The organism is Prevotella multiformis, from assembly GCF_018127985.1.
GTDB classification, from domain to species: domain Bacteria; phylum Bacteroidota; class Bacteroidia; order Bacteroidales; family Bacteroidaceae; genus Prevotella; species Prevotella multiformis.
The window spans coordinates 1,183,049-1,199,157 of the sequence record NZ_CP072357.1; the positions used below are offsets into that span (position 1 = coordinate 1,183,049).

The window sequence follows — 16,109 nt, forward strand, 5'->3', positions numbered from 1 at the left end:
AAGCCATGGTCTTTTACAGCGCCTTCAGACTGATGGCGAAGCCGCCGCCGCGTGCTTCCCAGAGCCTGAGGACATCGCCCTTCTTCACCGTACGCTTGGTAATGGCGTATGCGCTCGGGTTCTTCTCGTAGTCGGCATCCTTGCCATCGGCATAGATCGTCGCCTCATACTTGCGCCCCTTGTCGAGGAAGTCGAGCCGGATTGTACTCTGGCGGGCAGCCAGTCCGGTCTTGCCGCCTACAAACCAGTTGTCCGTCCCTTTGGCCTTGCGGGCTACGGTGACGTAGCGTGCCGGTTCGGCCTCCAGGTAACGGCTGTCGTCCCAGTCGCAGGCTACGTCCTTGATGAACTGGAAGGCATCGTTGTACTTCCGGTAGTTCTCCGGGAGGTCGGCTGCCATCTGCAGCGGACTGTACATCGTCACATAGAGGGCGAGCTGTCCGACAAGCGTGGTGTGTACATAGCTCTTGTTGTCGCACCAGGCAGAGAGCCGTGTCTCAAGGATACCCGGCGTGTAGTCCATCGGGCCGCCCTGCAGACGGGTGAACGGGAGGATGACCGTATGGTTGGGGGCGCTGCCACCGAAAGCTTCATACTCCGTGCCCCGTGCCGACTCGTTGCCGACGAGGTTCGGCCATGTACGGCAGAGACCGGTAGGGCGTGTCGCCTCGTGTGCGTTCACCATGATGTGATGTCTGGCAGCCTCCTTGACGACATGGAGATAATGGTTGTTCATCGACTGCGAATAGTGATGGTCGCCGCGCGGGATGATGTCGCCCACATAGCCGGTCTTCACGGCATCATAGCCGTATTTGTTCATCAGGTTGAACGCCTCCTCGAGGTGACGTTCATAGTTGAGCGCACTGGAAGAGGTCTCGTGGTGCATGAGCAGTTTCACACCCTTCGAGTGGGCATACTCGTTCAGAGCCTTGAGGTCGAAGTCAGGATAAGGCGTGACGAAGTCGAACACGTCCTGCTTCCAGTGGCCGAACCAGTCCTCCCAGCCGATATTCCAGCCTTCCACCAGCACCTCCTGCATTCCGTTGGCTGCAGCGAAGTCGATATACTTCTTCACGTTGGCAGTATTCGCCGGATGGCGGCCGTTGGGTCTGGCGTGCGCATAGTCGGTCTGACCGAGCTTCACGGAACTGAACTCATCCGTATAAGCCCACGGCTTGCCGCCCGCTATCATCTCCCACCACACCCCGCAGTACTTGGTAGGATGGATCCAGGAAGTATCTTCGATTTTGCAGGGTTCGTTGAGGTTGAGGATAAGGTTGCTTGCCAGCATATCCCGCGCATCGTCGCTTACCATCACCGTACGCCATGGGGTCTCGCAAGGTGTCTGCAGACATCCCTTCAGACCTGTCGCATCAGGCGTGAGCCACGACTCGAAGGTCATCGTCTTGTCGTCGAGATTGAGGTGCATGGTAGAGTAGTCGGCACATGCCGCCTCGTGGATGTTGATGTACAGACCGTCGGCAGACTTCATCTGCAGGGAGGTCTGGACACCTGTCTCCGAGAACACGTCAACAGAGGAGTTGCCCCAGTTCACGGCATCATGGAAGCGCGAACGGATTTCCGACAGCTTCGACTCCTGTGTCTCCTGCTCCTGCGTGTCATAGTCGCCGGGGAGCCACCAGGCGGTGTGGTCGCCGGCCATGGCAAACTGCGTATGCTCCTCCTTGATGATAAAATAGTTCAGCTCGGGCTGCTGCGGGAACTCATAGCGGAGTCCCATGCCGTCGTCGTAGACACGGAAGCGGATGACGATGTCGCGCCTGCTGGAAGGCTGGCTGAGGTCTACCTCCAGCTCATTGTAGTGGTTGCGGATGGTAGCCGTCTCGCCCCATACCGGCTTCCATGTCTCGTCGAAAGCAGTCGTCCGGGTGCCGGTCTTCTCAAAACCGTCCATGAGGCTGGTCTCTTTCATTCCTTTGCTGGCGTGTTTGTCCTTGGCAAGCTCCAGTCCCAAATGCGAAGGTTTCACGACAGCCTTACCTTTGTAAGTCATCTCGTAGGTCGGCACACCGTTCCCTGTCAGCGAGAAGGTCACGGAGATATTGCCGTCCGGAGACTTCACGGTCTGCGCACCGGCAATGTCTGCCATCCCCATCAGTAGCCCCAGAAGGGCAATGTAGGTTTTCTTCATTGTTCTGTTAAAGTATAATATGGATACCAATGTTTAAGTTCGATGATATGCAAATTTAGATAAAATCTCTGAAATACAGGCCGGTTTTATAGAGGAATTTATATAAAGTTCCTGAATTATCAGCCTGTTTTATGGAGGATAGACGACAAGGAACACGAAGGAGAGAAAGGAACGGCCATCAAGTCATCGATTTTAGCCGGATTATACATCACCCACCCTCGTCATCCACCGCCCCCTGCCGCCCCCCCTCCCTCGGAGTGCCCAGGGGAAGTCCCTGTCCCCGCCCCGGCTCGGGAAGCCACTGTCCCCTCCCTCGGCCTGGGGCGGCTCCTGTGCCATCGGGAAAAGGTTCTTCCGGAATACGGAATGACAAAGTAAGCCAGCTACATCATAAGGCATACGGAGGACAGGACGGCGGAATGACAGAATAATGTCTGCCCTTTTGCTCTTTTACCTTTTCACTTCTCCAACAGCTCCCTGCCTCCGTGTGATATTTCATTAAATCCATCAACGCACGAGAAACGAACCTCATCACTCCCAATTCCTGAAGACCAAAAAAATCACCCGCGACAAAATAAGCAGCCTTTCTTTCCGTTTCTACATTATATGATAAGAAAACCCTATTCATTCACTAACAAATTGAAAGTATGAAAGTAAAAGGACTAAAGTCAATGGTCGTCCTCCTGGCAGGAGCGACCCTCATGAGCTCCTGCGTAGGCTCATTCGCCTTGTTCAACAAGCTCGCAAAGTGGAACAAGCATGCAACGAAATCCAAGTTCCTCAATGAGATCATCTTCCTGGTCATCTCCCCGGCCTACGCAATCTGCAGTGCCGCCGACATGTTCGTCCTCAACACCATTGAGTTCTGGACAGGCGACAACCCCGTTGCCAACCGTGTGGGCAAGACCCGTAACATCAAGGGCGACGACGGGCTGATGTATGCCGTGAAATACCTGGAGAACGGCTACCAGATCACCAAGCCGGACGGAAGCGTGTTCTATTTCACTTACAACAAGCAGGAGAACACATGGTACATGAATGCTGAAGGACAGGAAAAGAAAGTGCTCCATTTCAATGGCGACGGATCCGTAAAGGCCTTCCTGAGCAACGGTCTGACAGCTGACGTCACACCCGATGCTGCAGGTGTCTACGAGGTACGGCAGATGCAGGCCGGCACAAGCTACTTCATGGCAAGGAGATAACAGCGTCTCCTCTGACCGGTGTGGGGCATCAGGTATCCCGGTGACTGACCGGACATCGAGCCAGGACGGATACCTGATTCCCCCGCCGGTTTATCGCCGGCTACAATTGAAAGACCGGCGGCCGGCTCCGGACACCCTGTCCCGGCGATCCGGGAACACCGGACTGAAGGCGGAAAAGAAATCTGTACTGTCATAATAATTTACCACCGCCCGTCAGAAACAGAAGGAACGGAACGAGAGCCTCCGTCCACCTTCCGTCTGACCATGCGAAACACCTTTCCAACGAGAGAAAAGCACATTCCAAGACATCAGCAACCTGTTTGTAATCAGACAGATAGAATACACTCTGGCAAGAAGTGCCCAGTTGCGTTGCAAGTGGGCGTTAGTTGGCTTGCAAACAAGCACCGCTTAGAACGCTATCGGGCGTTGATTGGAAGCCAAGTGACCAACGGTTACGATACAGTCCATCGCATTCTGCCATTCCGGGAATGGTCAGGATGCACGGAACGGAGGGTTTCACAGCCTGCAATCGTAAAGAAAATTCATCAAAGAAACAGCCATTGAGGATTTTCCAGACAGGCTGTCTTCCGGAGGGACGCACCCTTCCGGCCGCCGCACGTGCAGGCGTATTCTTCCCCTCTCATTGCATGTATGTCAACAAAGCAGGTTCTCCGCATGAACTGTGGCAGTACAACCCACCGGCAAATTAGGCTGACAATGCTTGCATATCTGAAAGAAACAGGCTATCTTTGCTGAAACAAAGTTACCTGTCGGATGATGAGACAATATTTCTATCTGGCTCTCCTTGCCCTACTTCTCACGGCCTGCACGGCAGACAACGGGAAGAAATACGTGATCGGTGTCTCACAGTGTTCGGAAGACATCTGGCGTGACAAGCTCAACAGCGAGCTGGTCATGAGTACTTACCAGCATGACAACGTTGTCCTGAAATTCGCTTCCGCCAATGACGACGACCGGCTGCAGGCAAAGCAGATCAGCCGCTTCGTCAAGGAGGGGGTCGACCTGCTGATCGTCTCGCCCAACCAGATACATACCATCTCTTCCGTCATCGACAAGGCCTATGACAGGGGAATCCCTGTCATCCTGTTCGACCGCAAGACCGACTCGAAGAAGTACACGGCTTTCATCGGGGCAGACAACTACGAGGCAGGGCACGAGATGGGTGCGTTCATCGCCCGGCAGCTGAAGGGAAAGGGCAATGTCGTAGAGATATGCGGACTGGAAGGGTCGTCGCCTGCCATCGAACGCAACCGCGGCTTCATGGATGCCGTCAGCGGTTTTCCGGGCATCAGGGTCGTCGACCGGCGGTATGCCGGCTGGCTGAAAGACCGCGGGGCGGCTGCAATGGACAGCATTCTGGCCGGTGGACAGCACGTGGATTATGTCTTTGCACAGAACGACCGCATGGCGGTCGGTGCCTTGCAGGCGGCAGAACGGCATGGCATAAGGGGAATGAGGATTGCAGGCATTGACGCTCTTCCCGTCCCCGGAGGCGGCATGGAGAACGTTCGCGACGGCAGGATGGAGGCTTCCTACATCTATCCTACCCGCGGCGACCTCGTCATGCAGCTGGCATTGAACATCTTGGAAAAGAAGCCCTACAAGCGTGACAACTACCTGAAAGGCACACTCGTAACGAGCAACAATGCCAATGCCCTGCTTCTTCAGAGTGAGGAAATCATGAAGCAGACAGCACGGATCCAGTCGCTGCATGGCAAGGTGGACAATTATCTGGCTCAGTACAATCATCAGAAAGTCTATCTCCTGCTTTTCAGTGTCATCATCATCCTGCTGGCCGGAATCATGGTCTATGCCTATCGGACGACCGTCATGCGCCGGCATATCGAAGAGGAGGCGACAGCCGCCAAGCTGCAGTTCTTCACCAACATCAGCCATGAGCTGCGCACGCCGCTGACGCTGATAGCCGACCCGGTGGAATACATCATCCATGATCCGAACCTCAGTCCGCAGCAGCGCGGCATGCTCCAGATCGTACAGCGCAACGTGGCCGTCCTCAGCCGGCTGGTGAGCGAGATACTCGATTTCCGCAAGATACAGAACGGGAAGATGCAGCTGCACCTGTCCGACTTCGACCTCTCCGAGTGCATGCGGCAGTGGCTCGGCCTCTTCGACACGTCGGCCCGGAAGAAACACATCACCCTGCAGCTCCATGTACCGGAATCCATCCCCATGCGTGCCGACCGTGACAAGCTGGAGCGCATCTGCTACAACCTGCTCAGCAACGCCATGAAGTACACGCCCGAAGGAGGCTGCATCGGCTTTGCTGCTTCCGTGGAGGCTGACAAAGTGGGGATTATGGTGAGCGACAATGGCTGCGGCATTGCACAGGACGACCTGCCTTATGTATTCGACCGGTTTTACCAGGCCGGCAATGCCGGACATGGAACAGGCATCGGACTGGCACTGGTAAAGGCGTTTGCCGAGCTGCACCATGGACAGGCGACGGTGGAGAGCGAAGAAGGGAAAGGCTGCACCTTCGTCGTCAGCATGCCGCTCCGCCAGGAAGGGAAGGCCTGCGCACAAGAGGTGCAGCCGGACGGCCCGCTCATCGAGACGGAGGAGAACACGGAGATTCCCAATCAGGCCCGCCATGTCGACGACCTCATCCGGCCCGCTGAATCCGACAGGCCGGAAGTGCTCGTCATCGACGACAACGGCGACATCCGCACTTACCTCCGTTCGGCACTCTCCCCTATATATAAGGTGAGCGAAGCTGTTGACGGTAAGAACGGGCTGGAAATGGCAAGGCGGATAGTACCCGACCTTATCATCTCCGATATTATGATGCCTGTCATGGATGGACTGGAGTTCTGCAGTCAGCTGAAACAGGACAAAGCCATCAGCCACATCCCCGTCATCCTGCTCACTGCCCGTAGTCTTGACGATCAGCGTGTCGAGGGGTATGAGCATGGTGCAGATGCCTATATATCCAAACCTTTCTCCCTCCGGCTGCTTCTTTCGCGTATTGACAACCTTATCCAGAGTAGGAAAAAACTCAGCCAGCTCTTCTCAAACAGCGATGAAAACGATGTTTTGGAGAAGCTGTCGAACGAAACAGACAAGACTTTCATCACCCAGCTGCGCAAGATAATTCAGGATAATCTTGGTGACAGCGAGTTTAATGTGGAGAGATTCGGCGATGAAATCGGGCTTTCTCGTGTCCAGCTCTATCGCAAAGTAAAAGCCCTGACAGGTCATTCTCCTGTTGAAATGCTCCGTAAAGCCCGCCTCATGCGTGCCCGTCATCTGCTCCAGACAACCGAGAAATCGGTGTCTGAGGTGGCGTATGCTGTAGGTTTCTCCACCCCAAGTTACTTCTCAAAGTGCTATAAGGAAGAGTTTGACTTGCTGCCGGCACAGGAACGTTGACGACCATATATCAGCCACATACAACAAAACGTTCACAGGATAGAACGAATGTTTCGCAGACACAATATTTGCAGTCTATGAACGGATTTTGCGCCACACAATTAATTTATCAATGTAATTTTGCACCGTAGTTAGTTACCTGAAAGGAAGAAAAGACTGCAACTTAAAGTATTCACATTACTAAACAATTTAATTATGGTCAACTTTTATCATTTTTCATTACGCTTAGGTGCGTTATTGTTAGCCACTTTGCCTGCCTTCTCTATTGTCAGTGCTCAGGATGACAACAGTAGCAAGAAGGATAACGGGAACAAGGAAGAGAGCAATCGTAACGTGATGTTGAACGCTGCCAGTGCCAACGGTCCACGTGAGATACAGATTGGTCTGCCTTCTGCTGATGTCAATGTGCTTGAGAACGGTTTGCCGGTTACCTATGCAACCAATCCCCGCAGCGTCAATTCTCTTTGGCGTGGCGATGCCAGTCTGAGCCATCAAGGCTTGCTGAAGATTGCCGAAACGGCCATTACAACCGGCAATATCGGTTATGCTGTCAACTCTTTCACACAGTTGGGGCAGGATGGTTTCCACGGAACACTCAACTACAAGACCAATCATTTCGGCTTGCAGGAAATGTCGTTGAACCTGAATGGTTCGTTCGGAAAAGGCTGGTATTACAGCGGAAGCATGTATCAGAACAGCGATCCCGGTACGTTTAAGATCAAGAGTTCGCAGAACCAGGACCGCACACAGATTTACAAGGCAGCCATCACGAAGCGTTATGCCGGTAACAAAGGTGAACTTACGGCTATGTACAGCTATAGCAACAGCCATCCTGTCTATACTTACGCCACACAGTCCGCACCGTTTATCTATGCCGGTGACGGTAGCGTGAAGGAGTATGGCGACTTCAAGCTCGGTACGACTTCCTATCTGCCAGTGGATGCGAACATCACCTATCGGGATATGCGTGACGGTCAGTTGAAAAGCACTTCCCTCTATGATGCCATCGCCAATCGCAGCAGTCAGATTTCATTGATGAACAACTACGATTTCGGCAACGGACTCTCTTGGAAGGCAATGGCACGCTTTGATCATGGTCATGCTGCTTTGGTTTATCAGACTCCGATGTCGCTGATTAACACGAAAGCACCAGGTTTCGTCAACAATTATATGCAGTATGGCATTGATGGAAGTCAGTCGCTTTATAATGGTGAGTATGTCCAGACCCGTATGTCCTGTCTGAACTCTGGCGATGTCAACGAATTCCTCTTCACTTCAGAGCTTTCAAAGAAGTTCCGCAAATCAACACTGCGTGTAGGTGTCAACGAGTGGTACTATCACATTGATTATACATCTAATACAACGATGTACGACCAGAGCGTTCCTTCTGATGGAAGCTATGCTGTACGACTCTATGATGCTGGCAAGCGCACGTCCTTCTTCTATGATTATAACAAGAACGCATCCGAATTCTACCGTGGTCATGAAAACAAGACAGCCCTTTACTTCACCCATGACTGGGACATTCTCCCACAGTTGAATCTCTACTATGGTGCCCGTGTAGAGCTGCAGAAACTCAAGGGTGAGAACCTTGCTGTGAAGAATGCAGCTGGTGATTACGTCGGACGATTTACCGATTACCATCTCGGTGCTACTGCTGCTGACGGCACGAAGATAACCCCTGTGCCATTGGATTACAGCTGGTTCAACTATGACCTCGCCCTTGCTGCAACCTATAAGGTGAACAAGCATTTTGGACTGACAGGTGATTTCACCTATATCGTTCAGCATCCGAAGTTCGAGGCTTTCTCTCCAGCGACACTCCCTAACACTGACAAGGTTTCTGTTCCTCTCGGGCGTGTAGGTTTCTATTACAACAATTCATGGATGAGCCTCACCTCTCTCTTCTCTTACATCTCAAAGACCAACAACAACTCTACGCTTAATCTTCAGCACGGAAGCGAGATTATGGCCGCACCACTTACTTACGATATACAGACTATCGGATGGACTACCGACGTGGTTGCCCATCCGGTAAAGGGGCTTGACGTTCATTTCCTCTTTACCTATCAGCGTCCTACTTACAAGAAGTATGAAACTTCGGTTACCTTCGCTGATGGATATGTCGGCAGTATCAATGCTACTGGCAACATTGTAGCTGAAATTCCAAGAGTGCTCATCGAGTTTGACCCGAGTTACATGGTTACGAAGGACATCAAGCTATGGACCAGTTTCCGTTATTTCAGCAAGACCTACGCCAATATCAATGATGCCTACTACTTCAACGGACACTGGGAAACATTCGGAGGTGTGAACTGGCAGGTTAACAAGCGACTGGCTTTAGGCTGTACAGTAGTGAACTTCCTCAACCAGACAGGTGCCAAGGGTAGTATTGCCGGTGCAGAACTTATCACCAAGGATGAAGCCAAGAACATCAAGAACCAGCTGATGACAGGCAGCTATCTCCGTCCTTTCACAGTTGAGTTTACCGCTTCTCTCAAGTTCTAAGACGCTTGGCTGCCCATGCTTCCGGGTTATTCGGATTGTTACCAGGTTTTGGTGACTTTGTTACCAAGCACTGGTAATACGTCTACAAAGCGTTTGTAATGCTTCTACAAAGCATTTGTAATATGTGTACAAAGCGTTTGTAATGCTTCTACAAAGCATTTGTAATATGTGTACAAAGCGTTTGTAATATAGTTACCAGATGCTGGGAATATATGAATAATCAGTTGTTGGCAGGTGGATTGTTGACATCTTGCACTCAAGAACATATCAGAAATAAGAGTAAAATATTATCCGGCATGTTCCATAAGTTCCAAATTCTGACTGGAACATGCCATAACTAAAAACAGCTATGAACAGAAAGAATACTATCCTATGTGCTGCATTGACAGCACTTTCACTGTCAGCCACTGCACAGACAATGAAGATTACACGTGCTGGTGATACCACCATCGTGAAGATTGAGAAGTCACCGCGGTATCTCATCCTTCCTGTTGAGGAGGAGAAGGACGAGGCGCAGGTGCTCCTTGACAACGGAAAAGCGACCGACACGTGGATGGATGTACGGTTGGCACAAGAAAAAACCGACTATTGCGTGCCTTTCAAGCTCAATAAAGGCGGGACTTCCATCGTTAAGATTCTCAACCTGAAGGCTGATGCACTGGCACTCAAGAAGGGACAGATGAAACTTTCAAATGTCTGGGATGTGACCAATACCGACTTCTACCGCCCTTCTTACCATCACACTCCTTCGTATGGCTGGATGAACGACCCTAACGGTATGTTCTACAAGGATGGCGTCTATCACCTCTGCTATCAGTATAATCCATACGGTTCCAAGTGGGGTAACATGCACTGGGGGCATGCCATCAGCCGCGACCTTATCCATTGGAAAGAGGTTGAGCCGACAATTGCACGTGACCCGATGGGACATATCTTCTCGGGAAGTGCTGTTATCGATAAGGAGGGTACAGCGAAATACGGCAAGGATGCCATTGTTGCCCTTTATACATCAGCCAGTGACAAGAACGGTCAGATACAGTGCATGGCATATAGTACCGATGGCGGTTACACCTTCCACAAGTATCCGGGAAATCCAGTCCTTACTCCTTTTGACGGACTCAAGGACTTCCGTGACCCGAAGGTGTTCTGGTATGCACCGCTGAAGAAATGGTATATGATTGTTTCAGCCGACAAGGAGATGCGTTTCTATTCGTCACCTAACCTGCGGGATTGGACTTATGTCAGTGCTTTCGGTCAGGGTTATGGCGCACAGCCTAACCAGTTTGAGTGCCCGGACTTCTTCCAGCTGCCTGTTGATGGAAACCCGAACAAGAAGAAATGGGTGATGATAGTCAACATAAATCCGGGCTGTCTCTTCGGCGGAAGTGCTACGGAATACTTCATCGGTGACTTCGATGGGAAGAATTTTGTCTGCGATAGCAAGCCTTCTGTTGCCAAATTCCTCGATTATGGCAAGGATCATTACGCCACTGTAACTTTCTCTGGTGTCCAAGACCGTGTACTGGGTATTGCGTGGATGAGCAACTGGCAGTATGCCAACGTTACTCCTATCCGCCAGTATCGTGGTGCCAACACTCTCCCACGTGAGTTCAAACTCTTTACTGGCAAGGACGGACAGATTTATATGTCGTCCAATGTCGTACCCGAAGTTGCCGGACTGAGAAAGACTTTCAAACGTCTGCCTGACTTGGTCATTGCGCAGGGGAAGGATTCAAAGGGTCTCTCCTCCAGCAAGGAGAATGCCTTTGAAATGGAGATGGACGTTACTCCCGGTGATGCTGCCAGGACTGGTTTCATCCTCTACAATGAAAAGGGTGAGAAGGTGAACATCTATTTCGACATGAAGGCTGGCAGGCTTGTCATGGACCGAACGGAGAGTGGTAGGACTAAGTTCGGTGAGAAGGCTGAAGCCCATAAGATAGAAAAGGAATTCGACCTGCACGAACACCGTGAGATTAAGGAGCCGTTCCGCAAGTTGAATTCAGTCAATTATAAGAATGACTTTGCACTCGGCACATGGGCTCCGTTGAGTCTCTGCGACTCAAAGACCTATCATCTGGATGTCTTTGTTGACAAGTGTTCAATTGAAATCTTCGTCAATGGCGGTCGTATTGCAATGACTAATCTTGTGTTCCCGACGCAGCCATACACATCTGTCAAGTTCTACTCTGATGGCAACAAGGCCGCTTACAGGAATATAAAGGTGAGTGAGCTGAGGCTGTAATTTGCTGATTTTCTGCTGCGTTGAGGCTTTGGTACTGTCGGGAAGATGACTATGGTCAACCTTGTCTTCCTCCCCAGTCCCTGCAACAAGATTCTTGCAAAGGGCTGTAATGGGAAGACTCGTGCAGTGAAGAGGTGAGTAACGCAGCATAAGGGAATGTAACATCTCGTTCATTTGTCGCAAGAAAATCCCTTTGGGAAACATTTGTTGCGATGAATGAACGGAAAGTAAAAGCCGTTTTCACTGCTAAATCATAACTTTGCAATCGAAATCAAGACAATCACTTTACACAAAACTAAAATTTAAAGATTATGTCGAAAACCAATAAACTCACGCTGCTGCCCGTAATGCTTTGCTTCTTTGCAATGGGTTTTGTCGACCTGGTGGGCATTGCTTCCAATTATGTGAAGAGCGACTTGCATCTGTCGGATTCCACAGCCAATGTCTTTCCGTCCCTTGTCTTCTTCTGGTTCCTCATCTTCTCCGTCCCGACGGGAATGCTGATGAACAAGATCGGACGCAAGAAGACGGTGCTGCTCAGCCTTGTCGTCACACTGCTCTCACTGCTCCTGCCCGTCTTCGGCGAGTCGTACGGACTGATGCTCGTGTCGTTCTCGCTGCTCGGCATCGGCAATGCACTGATGCAGACGTCGCTGAATCCGCTGGTTTCAACGGTGATGAAAGGCGGCAACCTCGCATCGACGCTTACCTTCGGGCAGTTCGTGAAGGCGATAGCATCCTTCATGGCACCTTATCTTGCCATGTGGGGAGCACAGGCAAGCATTCCGGCTTTCGGCCTCGGGTGGCGTGTCCTCTTCCCCATCTACCTCGTTATCGGTGTCCTGGCCAGCCTCCTGCTTTTCTCTACCCCTATTGAGGAAGAACCCATAGAAGGCAAGGCAAGCTCGTTCACGGAGTGTCTCAGCCTTCTGGGGAAGCCCATTGTCCTGCTGAGTTTTCTCGGTATCATGTGCCACGTGGGGATTGATGTCGGTACGAACACCACCGCTCCGAAGATTCTCATGGAGCGTCTCGGGATGACACTGAATGACGCTGCTTTCGCCACTTCGCTCTATTTCATCTTCCGTACCCTCGGCTGTCTGACGGGTTCTTTCTTCCTGCGCGTGATGAACAACAAGGTGTTCTTCATCATCTCCGTCACGATGATGGCGCTTTCCATGATCGGCATGGCGGTAGGAACGTCGAAAGCAGTCCTCTTCGTGGCTATCGCCCTGGTCGGTTATGGCAACAGCAACGTCTTCTCGATGGTCTTCGCCCGTGCGTTGCAGAGTGTGCCGGAAAAGCAGAACGAGGTGAGCGGACTGATGATCATGGGACTCTTCGGCGGCACTGTCTTCCCGCTCCTCATGGGCTTTGCCAGCGATGCCATCGGACAGATCGGAGCTGTCATTGTAATGGCGGTCGGCGTATGCTACCTGTTTACGTACATTCCTAAAATGAACAAATAAAGCCAATATGAAACAAGTAATCGTAGGCCTCGGAGAGGCATTGTGGGATTGTCTTCCGGAAGGAAAGAAGCTCGGCGGCGCACCTGCCAACTTCGCTTATCACGCCGGACAGTTCGGTCATGAGTCGCTTGCCATCAGTGCCGTCGGCAATGACGCACTCGGCAAGGAGACACTCGATGAATTCGACAAGAAAGGGGTACGCTACCTCATGCCCGAGGTAGATTATCAGACGGGTACCGTGCAGGTGGAACTCGACGGCGAGGGTGTTCCCACCTACGACATCAAAGAGGGCGTGGCCTGGGACAACATCCCCTTCACGCCCGAGATTGAAGAGGCGGCCCGGAACTGCCGTGCCTTGTGCTTCGGCTCTCTGGCACAGCGCAGCAGCGTGAGCCGGCAGACCATCCAGAAATTCCTGGACGCTACGCCGAAGGACTGCCTGAAGATCTTCGACATCAACCTGCGCCAGAACTTCTATACGAAAGAGGTGATTACCCACTCGCTCCACCAGGCGGACATCCTCAAGATCAACGATGAGGAACTGGTGACGATCGGCCGGCTCTTCGGCTATCCGGGACTCGACATGGAGAACAAGTGCTGGCTGCTGCTGGGCAAGTACAACCTTGATATGCTCGTACTTACCTGCGGCGTGAACGGATCCTATGTCTTTGCTCCCAACTTGCAGTCGTATCAGGAGACCCCGAAGGTGGAGGTAGCCGATACCGTCGGGGCCGGCGACTCCTTCACGGGTGCCTTTGCATCCGCCATCCTCGCCGGCATGCCTATCCCTGAAGCTCACAAGCTGGCCGTAGAGGTGAGTGCCTACGTCTGCACGCAGAACGGCGCCATGCCGAAACTTCCCAGGGAACTGCTCGACAGGGTCAAGTAAGGAAATCGGCCGCCGCGTACGGATTTTGCCCAAAGGGGTAACAACAACACAACACAGACAATACCGGCAGGTATCGGGTAAAAGATGTTTCAGGATAGACATGGACGGCCCGGACTGACAGCGGAAGGGACTCCCTTCCAACGGTCAGCCCGGGCTTTCCGTGTACTGTCAGACCTCCGTCCTCCGACAGCCCCACACCTCCCTGATTGAAGAAGAAAGATACCATCACGCCTGTCCTGTGATTCCGAAACAGCAATGTGCAGCGGGAGGCGGGAGTATTTTCCCATCGGTCAGGGAAGATCGGATGCAGAATGGGAAACCGTCAGAAGCCTTCCTTTGATTTGTAAGGATAAATTACCACCCGTTACAGGGAAAGGGCCGGGACAATGCCGTCATGCCGCCATCCGGCGAGGACGACTGCGGAGCAAGAGGAAACAGAGTTTAAGGTGATTCACAAATCACTAACAGTCAAGCACATACAACTCTCTTTCCAAAAGGTGCCTGATTACGCTCCAAACAGGCGTTGGTTGCCATGCAGACAAGCACCCCTTAGAACGCTGACGGGCGTTGATTGGAAGTCAGGCAAGGGTCGGTTAGAAGATGACCCCACATCCCTTGCCTTTGAACGGGTACGGCAGTGAGGGAAACAGACGGTCATCGGCACGTGGATTGTAAAATTATTTCGTGTCAACGGATGATCCGACAGCCGGATTTCCGCATTCAAACCGGGGACACAGGAAGCCACCCTTTACCGGAAAAGAAAAGGTGCATCCGACATTCCGGTGACAGGCGGAATGTCGGATGCACCTTCAGCGGGCTCCGCCACTGCGGCGGCTGTCTCTCTTCCCGTCAGCTTGCCGGACAGAACTGTATGCACACCGGACGGGGCAGCTGTATGTCCTGACGGGTATCGCGCAGCTGTCCGGTGGACTTGTCACGGCTGAACACCTGTATCTTGTCGGCATCCCGACAGGCTACAAGCAGGTATTTCCCGTTGGGCGTGATCGTGAAGCTGCGGGGGTGGCTGCCTGTACGGCACTTCCCTATCCTGACGAGCTTCCCGCCCGCTTCTACCCTGAAGAGGGTGATGCCCTCCGCCTTCAGGCGTGTGCTGGCATAGACGAAACGGCCGTCAGGGCTGACGTGGATGTCCGCCCCGCCCCGTGCATGGGCATCGTCGGCAAGGATGGTCTGCGTAGCTTTCAGTTCGCCCTTGGCATAGTCGAAGACCGTGATGCAGCCCGAGAGTTCGCTCATGAGGTAAGCATGCCTGCCGTCGGGCGAGAAGACGAGATGGCGCGGCCCTGAGCCTCGTTTCACGTGCGTGGCAATGCCGTACGGCGAGAGCGTCCCCTTCGCCTTGTCGTATCTGAACGTGAGAATCTGGTCGGCGCTGAAATCCGTTGCCAGCACGAATCCGTCGGGGGCAAAGCGCACGCAGTGGATGTGCGGAACATTCTGCCGTGTACGGTCAGGGCCGCCTTTATAGCCGGCAAACTGTTTCGTCATCTTTCCCAGGGTCCCGTTCCGCAGGACGGGGAAGACGGAGAGGCTGCCGCCGGAGTAGTTGGCGGTAAGCGCCACCTTCCCGTCTGTCGCCACATAGCAGGGATCCTTGCCATGGGTCAGCTGGGAATTCATAAACGACATGTTGCCCGTCACCGGATCAAAGGCGATGCTGTTGAGCGTCGCCGTCGCATCGTTGTTCTCGCTGACGGCATACAGATGCCGTCCGTCACGGGCGAAGGCGAGGTAAGACGGATTCATCACTTCCAGCGTACTGCGCAGCGCGGCGACACCGGTAGTCTGGTTGAAACTGAAGGAGTAGAGCCCTTCGCTCCCGGTTCCGGTATAAGTCCCGACAACCATGTCCAGGTCGTTCCCGGCCATGCTGAATGTCGGCAGAGCCGTGGCAATCATGCCTAAAACAAGTGTTTTTGCTTTCATTGGATGGGTTTGATTGATTGTTTTGAATGTTCATTTCCGCTGACCCGAAGACGGATCTTCTCCTGTCACGCTCCTGCAAAAGTAAAGAAAAAGATGTGAACCTGTTCTGTTTTTTACTTTTCTTTGTCTTCAATGACACTGTTTAAGGCAGATTCGGAAAATCCACCAGCCGGATTCCCACCCGAAACATCGACCGCCGCACGGTACCGTCACGCCCATGCGAACCACGGCTCCTTGCGGCCCTGACAATCGAAAAAGGCTCCGCATCCCTGCGAAGCCTTTCGTT

General features: G+C 52.6%; 8 protein-coding genes. 6 read left to right on the forward strand and 2 right to left on the reverse strand.

All coding sequences use genetic code 11. The features are described from left to right. Positions 1-13: 13 nt before the first annotated feature. The gene (locus tag J4864_RS04800) at positions 14-2,152 is read right to left on the reverse strand and encodes a glycoside hydrolase family 97 protein (protein ID WP_211813892.1); all 2,139 of its coding nucleotides are present in this window, start codon (positions 2,150-2,152) and stop codon (positions 14-16) included. A gap of 647 nt (positions 2,153-2,799) precedes the next feature. Between J4864_RS04800 and J4864_RS04805 the strand changes: the two genes are divergently transcribed. The 6 genes from J4864_RS04805 to J4864_RS04830 all read left to right on the forward strand — a co-directional run bounded on the left by J4864_RS04805 (position 2,800) and on the right by J4864_RS04830 (position 13,876). Further along, positions 2,800-3,354 carry a DUF3332 domain-containing protein gene (locus J4864_RS04805; RefSeq protein ID WP_211813893.1) on the forward strand — a complete coding sequence of 185 codons (555 nt, stop codon included), beginning with the start codon at positions 2,800-2,802 and terminating at the stop codon, positions 3,352-3,354. A 777-nt stretch (positions 3,355-4,131) separates the two neighbouring features. Continuing rightward, a complete protein-coding gene (locus J4864_RS04810; protein ID WP_211814617.1) occupies positions 4,132-6,765 on the forward strand; it encodes a substrate-binding domain-containing protein in 2,634 nt (877 codons plus the stop codon). Positions 6,766-6,960: 195 nt separating this feature from the next. Beyond that, on the forward strand, positions 6,961-9,273 hold the full coding sequence (locus J4864_RS04815) for a TonB-dependent receptor (protein WP_211813894.1): 2,313 nt from the start codon (positions 6,961-6,963) through the stop codon (positions 9,271-9,273). Between the two features lie 349 nt (positions 9,274-9,622). Next, positions 9,623-11,518, forward strand: coding sequence for a glycoside hydrolase family 32 protein (locus J4864_RS04820; RefSeq protein ID WP_211813895.1), 1,896 nt, complete (start codon positions 9,623-9,625; stop codon positions 11,516-11,518). A 311-nt stretch (positions 11,519-11,829) separates the two neighbouring features. Next, the gene (locus J4864_RS04825) at positions 11,830-12,987 is read left to right on the forward strand and encodes an MFS transporter (protein WP_211813896.1); all 1,158 of its coding nucleotides are present in this window, start codon (positions 11,830-11,832) and stop codon (positions 12,985-12,987) included. A 7-nt stretch (positions 12,988-12,994) separates the two neighbouring features. Then, positions 12,995-13,876: a carbohydrate kinase family protein gene (locus tag J4864_RS04830; protein ID WP_211813898.1), complete on the forward strand. Its 882-nt coding sequence runs from the start codon at positions 12,995-12,997 to the stop codon at positions 13,874-13,876. Between the two features lie 849 nt (positions 13,877-14,725). On the opposite strand, the gene J4864_RS04835 is transcribed toward J4864_RS04830, so the two are convergent. Beyond that, a complete protein-coding gene (locus J4864_RS04835; protein ID WP_211813900.1) occupies positions 14,726-15,823 on the reverse strand; it encodes a lactonase family protein in 1,098 nt (365 codons plus the stop codon). Positions 15,824-16,109 lie beyond the last annotated feature (286 nt).